A 16,498-nucleotide genomic window follows, 5' to 3' on the forward strand; every position below is an offset into this window, starting at 1 on the left:
TAATTCTTAATATTTTCTAAGCATTGTTTTTAAATCCACATTTTGGACAGATATTTCCTCCCTTATATACATAACCACAGCGGAAGCAGCAGATCGTATCATGTTTTTCTTTCGCCAGATAAGAAATATTTCGCGAATCCGGTTTTTCCTGTAAATAATGAATAAATTCATTCAATACCCCGGCATATGCCGTGAGCTGCTTATTTTCTACCGCATATGGAATTTTCGTCTTTTTCCCATTTTTCTCTGTCACATACACACCACGGTTTAAAAGTCCTGTGGATGCAGTGATCTCATCTATGGACGGAACATCAATACGGTAAGATGTCATCAGTGTGCTGTAATATAGATGTTCCGGTGTCAGGATAATCCCCTCTTTTCCACTGTTGTTTCTCGATGTGTCCACCACAAAAATCGGATATTCAAACAGACCGTTTCCTGCGGCATAGGATGCCATGGCATAATCGATAACCTCTGTTTCCTGCGGCGCTGCCTGCTTTAACAGCACTTTTCTCGCCGGGTAAAAATAATGTTTCTGGCTTTCTGTGATTCCCGCCTCTTCCAGTTCATTTTTCAGCTTATTTACAAGCTGTTCACACTCATCCGTCTTGATCTTGGAAAGACGCCTGCTTAAAAGTTCTAATGCATTATCCTTTAAATCCGGTAAATATGGTCCTTCTGCAATCTTCTGATACGCATCCATTCCCTCATCAAAGGACATGTGTGCCGGATCACCGGTAATTTCTGCGATCTCATTTTCATCCATCTGACGGATTTTATTCTCGATCTGCTCAAAATACGGCAAAACCAGCCCCGGCTCAAACTCCTTTTCTTTCAGACGCTCCTTAAGCTCTGTCAGATCATCTCTGGTGATTTTTCTCGACTGGCGGATCATATTTTTTATTTCCTGCTGTTCGGCAAGATTTTTCTGCGATTCTAACCGTTCCTGATATGGGGTTAAATCTACTCCTTCGTATTCTTTTAATTTCTCCCGAAGTGCATGGTAACGTGCCCTGTCCATATTAGGCGGCATTTTCCCAACTAGCTCTGCGACTTCCCGCTCTGCCTGTGTCTGCATTTTCTGTTTCAGATTTAAAAGCAGATTCTGTTTTTTCTCCTGCGGCAGCTTTTCCTCTGCAATCTCGTCATAGACACGGCGCATCACGGCATAATTTTTATCTGCGCAGCTCTCTGCCTTTTTATTTAACGCGGCAAGCTTTCTGTCCTGTTCTTTTTCCTCTAACACATCCAGGTATTGTTTCCGCTCTTCGGGCGAAATTCTTGTTTCATGCATGAGCTGGTGTTTTAATTCAGAAAGCTGGCGCTCTGACATACGGTCTGCGACTCCAAATTTAGCCTGATAAGTTTCACGGGCTTTCTGTGCCTCCGCATTATTTACCTGTGCATATTTTTCATCGGACGATTCCCCACCAATCTGCCCAGCTTCGTGCGGCTGCCTGCTGTCACTCTCATATCGGGAACCTTTCACATGGCGTCGTTCGGTTTCATCCTGACGTGCATCTGCATACAGCCTTTCGTTCTCATTCCGCTTCCATCCACTTTCACCCGCGCTTTCATTTCCATGCTGTTTTTCTGCGTGCCGGTTCTTGCTCTCATCCTGCTCTTCTTCATCATCTGTGACTTCGTCCTGATCTGATGCAGGCGTACTCTTTAACTTTTTACGACGCTTTTTTTCCTCCTGTATGGCAGGTTCGCAGGCTGCAATACTGCTTTCCGGGAAAAATCCCTCTTCTATCTTATTTAATAATTCCTCAAAGTCTGCATCTGAATATTCCGGCAGATCCTCGCACAGTTCCTCAAGTGGCTGCTGCTCGTCCTCGACACCCGCCGGCTTTCTGCCGTCCTCATACTCATTATAACGGCTGTTTGCCTCATGCTCGCCGTTACGCCCCATCAGCTCAAGATAATCTTCGTATGCCTTTTTATCCTCCTCAAAATCCATCAGATAAATATCGCCGTCTCCAAGAAGTTTCCATGGGCGCGGCGTATAAAATCTGTGACACGCTGCACAGGTACATGCTTTTGCCAAAAGGACTACTCCCTCAGGCGTCTCGATTCGAAACTCTTTTCCTTTCGGATACATGATCATATGCAGATTTCCTTTGCATTTTGGGCAGCGGTAACCAACTTTATAAAAGTTATTGCCAATCCTGCCTTTTGCTCTTTCTGACAGTGAAAGTTCTGTTCTCTCAAAAACAGTATGCGCCATCTTCCATTCAACTTTATGCCAGAGTCCCTGTTCCTCGTCTGCTTCCTCTTCCTTCTGCACTGCTTCTTTTGCCTCAAGTGCCGCCTGTATCACATCTTCATAGGTAATACGCTTTCCTGCATGATAAAAACGAAAATACTGCGTGGTATATTCCGGTTCAATATAGATTCCTGCAAGCACATGCTCGAAAAGAGTATTCAGCTGCTCCGTATTTTTTTCCACACGAAGTCCCTGGATCGTTCCCCATTTTCCAAATGCATACAGGATCATATTGATCACATCCCGTACTGCTGCCTCATCGGTATCTTTGATCTCATCTTCTTTGATCGGCAGATCTACAATATTTTCCGCCACTTTTCTACTGTCAAAATGAAAAAACAGGGAGCGCACTTCCCCCTGTAAAATGAGATAATTATCAAGTGCCACAAAAAGACCTGTCCAGTTTACATTTGCATGCATGGTCTTTATCAGCCGTTCAAATGTCATTTTTAATTCGCTATCTGCTTTTAATACGATCACTTTTTTCACCTCTTACTTTTCAAATGCAGATTTTTCCTTCAAGATCTGCGCAAAACCCATATGAAGTTCTTCTTTTGCCCACTCAAAATCAATCTCCTGATTGCTGTCATTCAAACAGACGCTTCCACTCTTCTGATGACCTATATCAGCCACAATCCTGCTGTTATCATTTGAGACATCATAATACCGGCAGAGTCTTCTTACATTGCCGGGAACAAAACCGCCAGTCAGTTTCTGATACTCCCTGAGCACATACTGGCTGACATCCTCTTTCTGACGGAATTTATGGCTGCACACCTCGTTTAACAACTCCGGCTCTAATTCCCACATTTTCACAAAAGTACTCTTTTTAAAAGGAGACGGCCCATGAACCGTGTAAAATCCTGTAAACAACGGGAACGCCAGTTCTAACATATTATAAATAAAATACATAAACGGATAACCGGGATGGAAATATGCTCCCGGCTGTTTTTTCATATTTTCACGTTTGTCAAAATATTTTGCCAGAAGCATGGTATTATTCAGGTAAATATATGGCATGACCTGATCTTTTGTATTTGCCACATCAGGCTGAAGAGCCAGCATATCCACCGGAAGATCATTTTTAAAATACTGTTCCGGTCTGACCTTTTTTATCAGAAACATATCATCATTAAAATATACAAAATTCTCTGCCAGACCTGGGATTCTGTGCATATTCCACTCAATGGCATGTGAATTAAATGTCGGCAGATATTTTTCTGGAATAAAATCTTTATGATTTACAATATTTAACTTCGGATGTTCTTTATTTAACCAGGATGGCAGATGCCCCCATGTAACAAAGTGTATCCTGCGCACCCATGGTGCAAAACGCTCCACACCACGAAACCAGTACCTCAGCAGATCCCAGTCTCTGTATCTCTCTTTTCTGTCATCCTGTTTCTGCGACAGATCCGGCTGCATACTGTACTCCATTTTCTGTTTCTGCCAGTCCGGATCATTTCCATCCACCCATGTGATCACAAAATCAATTTCCGGAATATTATTGTCCTGCTTCATAAAACTCTCCATCCCTGTCCTGATTTTCATAAAAACAGTTTTTTCATCTGCTTAATAAATTTCACTGTTATCATGATAAAACAAATCCTGCAAAATGAAAATCCCATTTATCTGCTTAATTTATATTTTTTTTAGAAATACTGGTTTTTCCCTGTTTTAAGGCATTTCCGTTTCTTTTGTTAGCACTCATTAAAAAAGAGTGCTGATTTTCTATTGACTTTTGAAATTTGCGGTTATAATATTAGATTCAGGCAGCAGCGAGGCGGATCTGCCCACTGCATTTTATTACGATTATAAAGGAGTGTTTGAATATGGCAGAGAAACATGGAAATCTTTCAATTAACAGCGATAATCTGTTCCCGATTATCAAAAAATGGTTATATTCCGATCACGACATCTTCTTCCGTGAGCTGATCAGTAACGGATGTGATGCGATCACAAAATTAAAAAAACTCGAAATGATGGGCGAATATACATTACCGTCTGACTACAAACCGGAGATCCACGTTGTTGTAAATCCGGAAGAAAAAACCTTAAAATTTATCGATAATGGTCTTGGTATGACCGCAGACGAGGTTGAGGAATACATCAACCAGATCGCATTTTCCGGCGCAACAGATTTCATTGAAAAATACAAAGACAAAGCAAACGACGATCAGATCATCGGTCACTTCGGACTTGGCTTCTATTCCGCATTCATGGTAGCTGATCAGGTAACGATCGATACATTATCCTACAAAGACGGCGCAACGGCTGTTCACTGGTCCTGCGACGGCGGTACTGAATTTGATATGGCTGATGGCACCAAAGAAGGCGTCGGTACAGAAATCACCCTTTTCTTAAACGAGGATTCCGTTGAATTTTCCAACGAGTACCGTGCAAGAGAAGTCATCGAAAAGTACTGCTCTTTCATGCCGACTCCGATCTTCCTTGAGAAGGCAAACGCTGAGACAGAATATGAGACGATCGACGCCGCTGATAAATTAGACACAGACACTGTCGTTGAGACGATCCATGAGGAGGCAAAAACAGAGGAGAAAGAAAACGAAAACGGCGAAAAAGAAGTCGTTGAAGTTTCTCCTGCAAAAGATAAATTAAAGATCGTAAAGCGTCCGGTTTCATTAAACGATACCAACCCTCTCTGGGCAAAGAGTCCGAACGAATGCACCGACGAAGAATACAAAGCATTTTACCGCAAAGTATTCTTAGACTACAAAGAACCGTTGTTCTGGATCCACTTAAATATGGACTATCCGTTTAATTTAAAAGGTATCCTGTACTTCCCGAAGATCAATACCGAGTATGATTCCATCGAGGGAACCATCAAACTTTACAACAACCAAGTATTTATCGCCGATAACATCAAGGAAGTCATTCCTGAATTCTTAATGCTCTTAAAAGGTGTGATCGACTGCCCGGATCTGCCGCTTAACGTATCCAGAAGTGCACTGCAGAACGATGGTTTTGTAAAGAAGATCTCCGAGTACATCACCAAGAAAGTAGCTGACAAGCTGATCGGTATGTGCAAGACGGATAAAGAAAATTACGAGAAATACTGGGACGACATCAGCCCGTTCATCAAATTCGGCTGTCTGAAAGATACCAAATTCTGTGACAAGATGAACGATTACATCCTGTTCAAGAATCTGGATGACAAATATCTCACTCTTCCGGAACTCTTAGTCAAAGAGGAAGAAAAGAAAGACGAAAACAAAGATGAAGCTGAGGTATTAGATGCTGACGGCAATCCGATCAAAAAGGAAAGCACCGATGCAGCAGATGAGAATACTGAGAAAAAAGATGAGCGCAAGGTAATCTACTATGTAACTGACAAACTTCAGCAGGGTCAGTACATTAAGATGTTCAAAGAGCAGAACATGGACGCTGTCATCTTAGACCACAACATTGATACTTCCTTCATCTCACAGCTTGAGCAGCGCAATGAGCATTATAAATTCATGCGTATTGATGCAGATGTCACAGAATCCTTAAAGGACGAGACTTCCGCTGAGGACTTAAAGGCTGAGACAGATACCCTGACGGATGTGTTTAAAAAAGCTTTAAACAACGATAAACTGACTGTCAAAGTTGAGAAGCTGAAAAATGCGGATATCGCTTCTGTCATCACGCTTTCCGAGGAAGGCAGACGTATGCAGGATATGATGAAGATGTATGCAATGAACGGCATGGGCGGCATGGATCCGAACATGTTTGCTGCGGATCAGACCCTGACCTTAAACGCAAACAATGAACTTGTAAAATATATCTTTGAGCACAAAGATTCCGAGCATGTTCCGATGTTCTGTGAACAGCTTTACGATCTTGCAATGCTTTCCAACCAGCCGCTGTCTGTTGACGCTATGGCAAAATTTGTACAGCGCAGCAATCAGATCATGATGCTTCTTGCAAAATAATTTTTACAGAATACAAGCCCCTACAAAACCTGTAGATACGAGTTTTGCAGGGGTTTTCTCATGCTGTTTTTTATCGTGTTTATACCTGAATTTCTATAAAAATATTATTTTGCTGCCGTATAGATTGCGATCATATCTTCCACATCCAGATGCTTTACTTTTCCAAGATTGCCTCTGACTGCCGCATTACACTTTTCTGCCAGTTCTTTTATCTGTTCTTCTGTCGGCGCAATGCCAAGTTCCGTTAATGATGTCGGCATATGGATTTCCCGGTAAAAATCCTCCATTGCAGCAATGCCTGCCTCTGCCGTCTTCTGTTCTGTCTCCTGCGGCTCCACACCCATAACGTGCTCTGCAAACTGCACAAATCGTTCAATACGCTCCCCGCAGACATAGCGTGCCCAGCTTCCCCAGATTGCGGCAAGCCCTGCTCCATGTGCCACATCAAACATTCCACCAAGCTCGTGTTCTAATTTGTGCGTTGCCCAGTCACCACCATCCGTTCCGCAGCCGGTCAGTCCATTATGGGAAAGACTTCCCGCCCACATGACTTCCGCGCGCGCATCATAATTTTCCGGCTCTTTTACAAGGATTTTTGCATTTCTGATCACCGTGCGCATCAGTGCTTCACTGATTCCATCCGTCAGTTCCATGTTTTCACCGTGGTTGAAATAGCGTTCCATCGTATGCATCAGGATATCCGTGCATCCGCATGCTGTCTGATACGGTGGAAGCGTCATCGTAAGCTCCGGATCTAAAACAGCAAACTTTAATCGGCTGTAATCGGTCGTGCATCCTCTCTTCATACCGCCATCTTCCTTTGTTATTACGCAGGAACCGCTCATCTCACTTCCCGCCGCCGCGATCGTAAGCACTACACCGATCGGCAGACATGCAGTCGGTTTCCGTTTAAAATCAAAGAAATCCCACACGTCTCCTTCATTTGCAACACCATATCCGATCGCCTTTGCGGAATCAATGACACTTCCGCCGCCGACGGCAAGGATGAAATCGACATTTTCTTTTTTACAGAGTGCGATTCCTTCATACACCAGAGAAAGTCTCGGGTTTGGAACGACACCGCCCAATTCGACGTAAGTGATCCCCTCTTTATCAAAGATCGCCTCGATCCTGTCTAACAGACCGGAGCGTCTGGCACTGCCGCTTCCATAATGGATGAGAACCTTTTTACAGTTCTGTTCTTTTATCAGGTTTCCAACTTTTTGTTCCGCACCTTTTCCGAAAACAACTTTTGTCGGTGCATAATAATTAAAATCGTTCATTTTGCTCCTCATTCCCACATGTAAAAGTTCTTATTTCCTCTTTTCATAACTACTTCTAGTTATATAAGCTATTATCGGTAAGAAAACGTATCTGCTTTAGTCTGAACAAGCTCGCAGGAAACCATCACCGGTTCTCTGCGGGCTTACACTCTCTTATCGTATCTTCTTATTATATATCTGTCTGACAAACTATCTACATTGAAATTTTATCAAGTATTCCGGTCAGATGTGCGATCGTCACCCCATAATTTGTCATCGGAACCTGCTGTTTTTTGGCACGGTCGATCCGCGACATCACATATTTGCGGTTAAACATGCATGCACCGCACTGGATGATCAGATCATAGCCGGATAAATCCTGTGGAAAATCCGTTCCACTCATGATGTCTACGGTAATGCTCTCTCCTGCGCGCTTTTTTAACATGCGCGGGATTTTGACTCTTCCGATATCTTCCTGCAGTGGCGCATGGCTGCAGCATTCTGCGATCAGAACATGCGATTCATTTGTCAGGGAATCTAACATTTTTGCACCTTCCACATAGTAAGGAAGATCTCCTTTATACGCTGCAAACAAAACAGAAAATGAGGTCAGCATGCTCTCTTTCGGCTTGTGCTCATACACATAGCCGAATACCTGTGAGTCTGTGATGATCAGTTTCGGCGGTTCTTTTAAGGCTGCAAGTGCCGGCAATAGTTTATCTGTTGTCACACTCATGACCAGGCACTTTTTATCCAAAAGTTCCCGTAATGTCTGCACCTGCGGCAGGATCAGACGTCCTTTCGGCGCCTGGATATCCTGCGGCATGACCAGTAAGACGAAATCTTCTTCTGTGACGAGATCTCCCGTGATCAGCCTATCTCCGTAATTTTCCGGCACAAGGCGGGCGAGTTCTTCCCTGACTGTGTCGATCCCTGCCCCCGTTTTGGCACTGACTGTGAGCGCCTGTTTTCCTGTTTTTTCTTTGATATAAGAAGCAAGTTCGTCCGTATGCGGATCAATATCTGCTTTCCCGACGAGGAATAAAACAGGCGTATTTTTTTCTTTCAGAAACTGATACCACTTTAATTCTTCTGTGAGATCCGGTAAGTTCTCCTGATTTTTCTCGGACGACTGTTGTAATTTTTCTTTTGCATCTTTCGTCTCTGAAGCATCCTCTCTGCAGGCATCCGCGCCAGATACCACGATCACAGCGATATCCGCCTTTTCCGCTGCCAGTTTCGTTTTCTCCACACGGCGTTCCCCAAGCTCAGTCTCATCATCAAATCCCGCTGTGTCAATAATCACACAGGGACCAAGCGGACTGATCTCCATCGGCTTATAGACCGGATCCGTCGTCGTTCCGGCAACATCTGCAACAATGGAGACTTCCTGATGTGTGAAGGCGTTGATAAAAGAAGATTTCCCGCTGTTTGTTTTCCCGAACACACCAATATGCAGACGGTTGCTGCCTGGTGTATCATTCAGTGTTCCTGCCATAGTACTCCTCATTTCCCTTAGAATCTGAAATCACGTTTTCCCTCTGCGATATCGTGGATGTGCTCGTATGCAGTCTGTTTTACTTTCGGATTCGGAATTTTTTTAAGTTCTCTGTCGATCAGCTCCATACCAAGACGTTTTGTCTCTTCGCTTGCATAATCTTCCAGATATTCTTTTAATGTCATCAGCGCATTCGGGTGACAGCAGTTTAAGATCTGCATGTTTTTACAAAGTGCCATAAAACGGTCACCGGTTCTTCCCTCGCGGTAACATGCAGTACAGAAACTTGGGATATACCCCAGTTTGATCAGCCAGTTCACAACTTCATCTAAGGTTCTCTGGTCGCTGACATCAAACTGCTCACTGGTCACTTCTCCTTCTTTTTCCGGCTCTGCGTAGCCGCCGACGCTTGTTTTTGATGCACCGCTGATCTGGGAAACGCCAAGCGGAAGGACTTTGTTTCTCACTTCCTGGCTCTCTCTTGTTGAGATGATCATTCCGGTATATGGCACGGAAACACGGATCAGAGCACAGATCTTTGCAAATGTGTCGTCAGAGATGCCATTGTCAAATGCAGACGGATCAATGTCATCTGCATGCTTGATTCGCGGTACACTGATAGTATGCGGTCCGACTCCATGTACTGCCTCTAAGTGTTCTGCGTGCATCAAAAGTCCTGCAAACTCATAACGGTAAAGGTCAAGTCCAAACAATACGCCAAGTCCTACATCATCAATTCCGCCCTCCATTGCACGGTCCATCGCTTCTGTGTGATATGCGTAATCGTGTTTCGGTCCGGTCGGATGCAGCTTTTCATAGCTTTCTTTATGGTAAGTCTCCTGAAACAGGATATAAGTTCCGATTCCAGCTTCTTTTAATTTGCGGTAATTTTCCACGGTCGTTGCAGCAATATTGACATTGACACGGCGGATTGCACCGTTTTTATGTTTGATGCTGTAGATGGTCTTGATGCACTCTAAGATATATTCGATCGGGTTGTTGACCGGATCTTCGCCCGCCTCAATGGCAAGACGTTTATGTCCCATATCCTGCAATGCAGTAACTTCTTTTACGATGTCTTCCTGCGTCAGTTTCTTTCTTGCAATGTGTTTGTTTTTCAGATGATACGGACAGTATACACAGCCGTTCACGCAGTAGTTTGACAAATAAAGCGGTGCAAACAATACGATACGGTTTCCGTAAAAATCTTTTTTGATCTGCTCTGCAAGTGCATAAACTTCCTGGATTTTTTCAGGAATCTCACATGCTAATAGGACAGATGCCTCCCTATGATTTAAGCCCTTTCTTAATTTTGCCTTCTCGATGATCTCATCGATCAGTGCCACATTGTCCTTGTTGGCATCTGCATAGGCAAGTGTCTCTCTGATCTCCTCATCTGAAATAAACTCTTCTGCTTTTAATGATTTTGCGCTATACATACATTCTTCCTTTCTTTCCGGTCAGTTTGCGCCCGCTTGCTTTCCGGTTAGTGTATTTTTATATGGACGACAGACTGCTCTTTTTGCAGAACTGTCGTATAAAACCAGTAGATCCGCCTTAAGTCTGCTGGCTTTTTGTCAATTTGTGATTTCTGAAGTTATCTTATGTCCGCCCGTTCTGTCTCACAGATGGCTGATACTTTCCATTCTGCTTCCTTATGGCTGAAAATCGCCCCTGTTTACGGCTACCTGATAGCCAATGCTTTCCATTCGTTTCTGCATGCAGAAGCGGCACTCTGCTGCCTCGTCACCGGTGCAGATCTTATTATCATATAATTTATATTTCTCCCGCACGGCAACCGGGGATAAATTCGGCATGACGACATTTGCTCCCGCTAAAATTCCAAGCTCCCTGCCCTTAGGATGAATCGTTCCAAGCGCTGTGGTCGCCGGGAGAAGTACATGCGGATGGATCAGTCTGATAATGGAAAGCAGCCGCAGTGTCATCTCCATAGTGCCCGCTGTCTCAGTACCAAACGGCGTATCTTTCTGCGGGATAAACGGACCAATACCGACCATCTGCGGTTTCAATCTACGGATAAACTGCAGATCTTCCCACAGGGTATCTACGGTCTGATAAGGCGAACCTACCATAAATCCGCATCCGGTCTGATATCCGATTTCTTTTAAATCTCTAAGACAGCGCATCCGGTTCTGATAGGACATCTCTACCGGGTGCAGTTTCTTATAATGTGCCTCATCTGCCGTCTCGTGGCGCAGCAGATACCGGTCTGCCCCCACATCAAAATATGCCTGATAGCTCTCTCTTGATTTTTCTCCGATAGAAAGTGTCACCGCACAATCAGGATATTCTGCCTTGATCTTTGAAACGATCTGACAGATCTTTTCATCGGTATAAAATCCATCCTCCCCACCCTGCAGTACAAAGGTGCAAAATCCCAGCTCATATCCGATTTTACAGCAGGAAAGAATCTCTTCTTCCGTCAGCCGGTAGCGGTCTGCGTGGCAGTTACTTCTGCGGATTCCACAGTAAAGGCAGTCATTTTTGCAGTAATTTGTGAACTCAATCAGTCCGCGGATGTAGACATTTTTTCCATAGATGCGGTCACCTGTGTTCCGCGCACGCTGTTTTAAATCCTGTATCATCGCATCGTCCTCTGTGGCAAGAAGAAATGCAAGCTGTTCTTTTGTGATATCTGCTGTCTTTTCTATTGTCTCTGGCAGATTTTTAAAATTCTGCGCTGACATGCCATAGTTTTTCTGTTTGTTTTTGTCTGGTGTTCTCTGGTTTTGTAACATAAATTTATCCCTGTCCGATCATAATGGTCTTTCTGCTAGTGAGATTGGGCATCCGACATATATTTCTTTTGATTTTGCCCAATGTGTATATTTTCAATTCATATCCACGCCAGCTTATGCCATGCCAACATTCGAATACACCGTCTTTGCCGTGATTCCATCAAGTCTGCCAATTTTCCCGGAAAGTGCATTGATAACATCCTGCGGCGCATCGATTGCAACGCTGATGATATGCACATTCCGCTCACGGTATGGCAGACCCATCCGTCCGATAATATACGAGCCGTATTCATGCAAAAGTTTATTTAATTCCGGCGTGGAATCCATATTTTCAACGATGATCCCGATCAAAGCTACTCTTGTATCCATTCGTTTCCTCCCTGATTATCAAATTTATATGATTTTCATACACGAATCTATGATACAGATTTTGGAATAAAAAAAACTGTACCCCTAATTTCAGGTACAGCCTAATAAGAGTCGCATTGCGCCTCTTACATTTTCCATTTATGCCATACCTTTCATCTCAAGTGATTCTTTTGATGTCAGCGTCTTTTCTTTTTCTAATAAACAATCTTGTGCAAAAAGGACTTTACGTGTGCTCTTTGCAAAGATTTACAATCTCAATTTAGATGCATTTTACGGGCAAATTTCTTATTATAACAATACCCTCTGCATACACAAAAATTATACAGCAAAATTTTTTGCCTATATAAGTATTATGTATACAAAGGGTATCATGATTTTTTAAGAATTGCAATTATGTTTCGATTCTGTACGATATAAAATACAAAAAATGTGTTACTGTTCACACATACTGTGTGAGCAGTAACGATTACAGCCCATTTTAAATGCATCTTCGATGCATGGGGCTGTAATCTGGCATGATATAGTCTTTGGCGCACAGCTTGACAGCAAGTGTCAAGCTTGCGAGTGAACAGTAACAAAAATGTTACTCTTTACGGCACCGGCTCTTCCTCCGGCACCTCGATCTCTTTGATCATCGTCTCATTTCCACATAAAAGCCAGGTATGTTCCCCGCCGCACTCCGGGCAGATCTTACCATGTGCTACGGTATCATATTCGCAGCCACAGTCATCACAATGTGTCACTGCATGGATTGTCTCGATATTTAACTCACTGCCGGATAAAACCTCTGTGCGGTCCGCCGCCCAGCGCCAGCAGTCTGTGAGATAAGACGGCACGATGCCGGACACTTCCCCGATGGAAAGTGTCACAGCCGAAACCTTTGTCAGTTCATTTTCCTGCGCGATCTCCTCCACGCTTTTGATCACATGAAATACGATTCCAAGTTCATGCATTCGCTTTATTTCTCCTTTTTTCCAAAACGGATCTTCACTTCACGTTTTAACATATAAGGAAGAATTGCCTTCATCTTGTCCTCCGCTTTTACCATGCGGCTGCACTCCGGCAGCTCGCGGTGCAGATGGATCGCATCAAATTCACACTTTGTCGTGCAGACACCACAGCCGATACACTTGTTCGGATCGACCACGGAAGCTCCACATCCAAGACAACGCGCGGTCTCGATCTTCACCTGCTCCTCGGTCAGTGTCCTGTGTGCATCGCGGAATGATCTGTGCGCATCAATCTTGTCATCCATGGCAGGACGCTGTCTCTTTGCATTGTCATATCCTTCCAGGGCAAGATTTTCCTTATCCAGTTCGATAAACTGACGGCGGTTTCTTCCGATCGTCATGCTTGCGTTTTCATGTACAAAACGGTGAATGGACTCTGCACCTTCTTTTCCGTCTGCGATCGCATTGATTGCAAAACTCGGTCCGGTATAGACATCTCCACCGACAAAGATATCCGGTTCTGCGGTCTGGTAAGTAAGCGGATCTGCTACTGCTCCGTTTCCTCTTCCAAGTTCCACTTTAGAGCCTGCCAAAAGGTCACCCCAGAGAATGCTCTGTCCAATACTTAAGTATACATGCTCACATTCCACGGTCATTGTCTCATTCTCATCGAACTGTGGGTTAAAACGTCCAGTCTCATCTTTGACGGAAACACATTTTTTCAGCACGATGCCACGCACTTTACCGTTTTCTGTCAAAATCTCTTTCGGACCCCAGCCACAGTGAACGGCAGCTCCCTCTTCTTTGACTTCTTCCACCTCATCTTTGGATGCCGGCATCTCTTTTTCAGACTCTAAGCAGAACATGGAAACTTCGTTGGAACCACAGCGTGCCGCTGTACGTGCCACATCGATTGCCACGTTACCGCCACCGATGACAACAGATCTGCCATCCACGCGGTAGTCTTCGTTTCCACCGGATACGATATGTAAGAAATCAACCGCACTCATTACACCCGCGGCATCCTCGCCCGGAATGCCTGCTTTGCGGCTTCCCTGGCAGCCGATTGCAATATAAAATGCCTGATATCCCTGCGCGCGCAGTTCGTCTAACGAAATATCTTTTCCAACTTCCACGCCGCATTTGATATCCACACCAAGTTCACGCATCACTTCGATTTCAGCATCCACAACATTTTTCTCTAATTTAAAAGAAGGAATACCGTAAACGAGCATACCGCCCGGGCGCTGATTTTTCTCAAATACAGTCGGTTTGTAACCTCTGGTTGCCAAATAAAACGCACAGCTTAAACCAGCCGGACCACCACCAATGATTGCAATCTTCTGTGGGAAAGTTCCACGGTTTGACGGCTGTACGACCGGTGGAATGTAACGTGTATCTGAATTCAGATCAAGTTCTGCGATAAATTTCTTGACATCATCGATCGCAACTGCCTGGTCCACAGTTCCTCTTGTACATGCATCCTCACAGCGGTGGTTGCAGACACGGCCGCAGACTGCCGGGAACGGATTTTCCTTTTTGATCAGGGCAAGGGCATCTGTGTATCGTCCCTGTGCCGCCATCTTTAAGTATCCCTGTACTGCGATATGTGCCGGACATGCCGTCTTACACGGTGCCGTTCCGGTATCATAACAGTTGATGCGGTTGTTATCACGGTAATCCATATCCCATTTTTCCGGTCCCCACTTGGTATTATCCGGCAGCTCGTGTTTCGGATAGGTGATGGTTCCATCTTTCGTACAGAGTTTCTGACCCATTTTTACGGCACCCGCCGGACAGTACTCTACGCAGCGTCCACATGCAACACAGTCCTTTGTTTCAACCTTTGCCACATAAGCAGAACGTGACATGTTCGGTGTGTTAAATAACTGTGAAGTACGAAGTGCATTACAGATATTTACATTACAGTTACAGATGGCAAAAATCTTGTCCTCGCCGTCAATGTTTGTGATCTGATGAACAAATCCGTTGTCCTCCGCACGCTGTAAGATTTCCATTACCTTTTCACGTGTAATGTAATGTCCCTTGTTTGTCTCGACTAAATAGTCAGCCATATCGCCGACACCGATACACCAGTCTTCCGGATCATCCGCGCATCCCTCGCCCAAAACACCGCGGGAATAACGGCAGGAACACGGACCTGCTGCATATTTTCCATCATATTTATCCAGCCAGTGGGAAATATGCTCGACACTGACAGACTCATTTTCCGTCTCGATCGCTTTCTCAACCGGGATAACGTGCATACCGATTCCAGCGCCTCCTGGCGGTACCATCGGTGTTACTTTCTGCAATGGTAAAAATGCCATGCGCTCAAAGAATGATGCAACTTCCGGGTGCTCTTTGATCTGGTCTAACTTCATATTAAAGAACTCTGCACTTCCCGGTACATACATCGGAAGAACATACTGTTTCTCATGCTTTGGATTTTCCCAGTTGTATTCCAAAAGACCGATATTGCTCATCTCCTGCAACAATTCTTCTAACACTTTCTCTTCTTTTCCGGTTGCTTTTACAATCTGTGCTAATGTCATCGGTTTGCGCACTTTCATTTTCAATGCAACCTCTGCCATCTCGTCCGTCACAAGTGCTTCTAGTCCATAATATTCCGGATCTTCGGCTGTCACTGTATGACCGATACGGTCGGTGATCTTCTGTCCTAATTTTAAGATCAGCTCTCTCGGCTGTTCCGGTGGTGTGTACTCAAACTTTTTCATGCGTGTTCCTCCTCTCTCCATGCAGCGGTCTCTTTTTTCAGCCAGTCTGCCCATTCTTCCATACCTTCACCTGTCTTTGCACAGATCGGGATGATCTTTGCATTCGGATTGCGCATCAGGATGTTCTTTTTACACTGCTCTAAGTCAAAATCAAAATATGGCATCACATCGATCTTGTTGATCAGCACGACATCGCAGATGGAAAACATCAGCGGGTATTTTAAAGGTTTGTCATGTCCTTCCGGTACGGATAAGATCATCGCATTTTTCACTGCACCCGTATCGAACTCCGCTGGACATACCAGATTGCCGACATTCTCTAAAATAACCAGTTCCACATCATCTGTTCCAAGTCCTTTTAATCCCTGTCTCGTCATATCTGCATCCAGATGACACATGCCGCCTGTATGAAGCTGGATTGCCTTTGCTCCGGTCTTTAAAATTGTTTCCGCATCCACGTCAGAGTCGATATCTGCCTCCATGACACCGATCTTCAAGTCATCTTTCAGTGCCTCGATCGTGCGTGTCAGCGTCGTTGTCTTGCCTGATCCAGGCGATGACATCAGGTTCAACAAGAACACGCCGTCTTTTTTCAGTTCTTCGCGAAGCAATGCTGCCTGCTTGTCATTGCTCTCGAAAATGCTCTGTTTTACTTCCAGAATCCGTACATTTCCCATGATAATCTCCATTTCTTTTGTAACATTTTTCGCCTTATCTG

The 16,498-nt window shown here is 44.4% G+C and carries 11 protein-coding genes; 1 reads left to right on the top strand and 10 read right to left on the bottom strand.

The window, feature by feature from the left end; genetic code table 11:
- Positions 1-16: 16 nt before the first annotated feature.
- Positions 17-2,758 (bottom strand): hypothetical protein, encoded by a 2,742-nt coding sequence (locus tag RIL182_RS13490; protein ID WP_006858529.1) that lies wholly within the window; start codon positions 2,756-2,758, stop codon positions 17-19.
- Positions 2,759-2,761: 3 nt separating this feature from the next.
- Positions 2,762-3,820 carry a Stealth CR1 domain-containing protein gene (locus RIL182_RS13495; protein WP_006858500.1) on the bottom strand — a complete coding sequence of 353 codons (1,059 nt, stop codon included), beginning with the start codon at positions 3,818-3,820 and terminating at the stop codon, positions 2,762-2,764.
- Between the two features lie 281 nt (positions 3,821-4,101).
- Here RIL182_RS13495 and htpG point away from each other — a divergent pair, with 281 nt between their 5' ends.
- Entirely contained in the window at positions 4,102-6,204 is a 2,103-nt protein-coding gene (gene htpG, locus RIL182_RS13500; protein WP_015520349.1) for a molecular chaperone HtpG, read from the top strand.
- 104 nt (positions 6,205-6,308) lie between these two features.
- Here htpG and RIL182_RS13505 read toward each other — a convergent pair whose 3' ends face one another.
- From RIL182_RS13505 to hypB, 8 genes are all read right to left on the bottom strand, one after another.
- On the bottom strand, positions 6,309-7,487 hold the full coding sequence (locus tag RIL182_RS13505) for an iron-containing alcohol dehydrogenase (RefSeq protein WP_044999436.1): 1,179 nt from the start codon (positions 7,485-7,487) through the stop codon (positions 6,309-6,311).
- A 193-nt stretch (positions 7,488-7,680) separates the two neighbouring features.
- On the bottom strand, positions 7,681-8,964 hold the full coding sequence (gene hydF, locus RIL182_RS13510; RefSeq protein WP_006858497.1) for a [FeFe] hydrogenase H-cluster maturation GTPase HydF: 1,284 nt from the start codon (positions 8,962-8,964) through the stop codon (positions 7,681-7,683).
- A gap of 17 nt (positions 8,965-8,981) precedes the next feature.
- Positions 8,982-10,403, bottom strand: coding sequence for a [FeFe] hydrogenase H-cluster radical SAM maturase HydG (gene hydG, locus RIL182_RS13515; protein WP_134523360.1), 1,422 nt, complete (start codon positions 10,401-10,403; stop codon positions 8,982-8,984).
- A gap of 216 nt (positions 10,404-10,619) precedes the next feature.
- Positions 10,620-11,723 carry a [FeFe] hydrogenase H-cluster radical SAM maturase HydE gene (gene hydE / locus RIL182_RS13520; protein ID WP_006858493.1) on the bottom strand — a complete coding sequence of 368 codons (1,104 nt, stop codon included), beginning with the start codon at positions 11,721-11,723 and terminating at the stop codon, positions 10,620-10,622.
- A gap of 114 nt (positions 11,724-11,837) precedes the next feature.
- Positions 11,838-12,092 (bottom strand): TM1266 family iron-only hydrogenase system putative regulator, encoded by a 255-nt coding sequence (locus RIL182_RS13525; RefSeq protein WP_006858492.1) that lies wholly within the window; start codon positions 12,090-12,092, stop codon positions 11,838-11,840.
- 590 nt (positions 12,093-12,682) lie between these two features.
- Positions 12,683-13,045, bottom strand: a complete 363-nt coding sequence (locus RIL182_RS13530; RefSeq protein WP_006858490.1) for a hydrogenase maturation nickel metallochaperone HypA — start codon at positions 13,043-13,045, stop codon at positions 12,683-12,685.
- 5 nt (positions 13,046-13,050) lie between these two features.
- Positions 13,051-15,780: an FAD-dependent oxidoreductase gene (locus RIL182_RS13535; RefSeq protein ID WP_006858489.1), complete on the bottom strand. Its 2,730-nt coding sequence runs from the start codon at positions 15,778-15,780 to the stop codon at positions 13,051-13,053.
- Positions 15,777-16,457: a hydrogenase nickel incorporation protein HypB gene (hypB, locus tag RIL182_RS13540; protein ID WP_044999435.1), complete on the bottom strand. Its 681-nt coding sequence runs from the start codon at positions 16,455-16,457 to the stop codon at positions 15,777-15,779. The genes RIL182_RS13535 and hypB overlap by 4 nt, the downstream gene beginning before the upstream one ends.
- Positions 16,458-16,498 lie beyond the last annotated feature (41 nt).

The organism is Roseburia intestinalis L1-82, assembly GCF_900537995.1.
GTDB lineage: Bacteria > Bacillota > Clostridia > Lachnospirales > Lachnospiraceae > Roseburia > Roseburia intestinalis.

Coding starts and splice junctions, on each gene's coding strand:
- hydF (WP_006858497.1), bottom strand. CDS start 8,964: ATGGCAGGAACACTGAATGATACACCAGGCAGCAACCGTCTGCATATT.
- hypB (WP_044999435.1), bottom strand. CDS start 16,457: ATGGGAAATGTACGGATTCTGGAAGTAAAACAGAGCATTTTCGAGAGC.
- RIL182_RS13525 (WP_006858492.1), bottom strand. CDS start 12,092: ATGGATACAAGAGTAGCTTTGATCGGGATCATCGTTGAAAATATGGAT.
- RIL182_RS13530 (WP_006858490.1), bottom strand. CDS start 13,045: ATGCATGAACTTGGAATCGTATTTCATGTGATCAAAAGCGTGGAGGAG.
- RIL182_RS13535 (WP_006858489.1), bottom strand. CDS start 15,780: ATGAAAAAGTTTGAGTACACACCACCGGAACAGCCGAGAGAGCTGATC.
- RIL182_RS13505 (WP_044999436.1), bottom strand. CDS start 7,487: ATGAACGATTTTAATTATTATGCACCGACAAAAGTTGTTTTCGGAAAA.
- hydE (WP_006858493.1), bottom strand. CDS start 11,723: ATGTTACAAAACCAGAGAACACCAGACAAAAACAAACAGAAAAACTAT.
- hydG (WP_134523360.1), bottom strand. CDS start 10,403: ATGTATAGCGCAAAATCATTAAAAGCAGAAGAGTTTATTTCAGATGAG.
- RIL182_RS13495 (WP_006858500.1), bottom strand. CDS start 3,820: ATGAAAATCAGGACAGGGATGGAGAGTTTTATGAAGCAGGACAATAAT.
- htpG (WP_015520349.1), top strand. CDS start 4,102: ATGGCAGAGAAACATGGAAATCTTTCAATTAACAGCGATAATCTGTTC.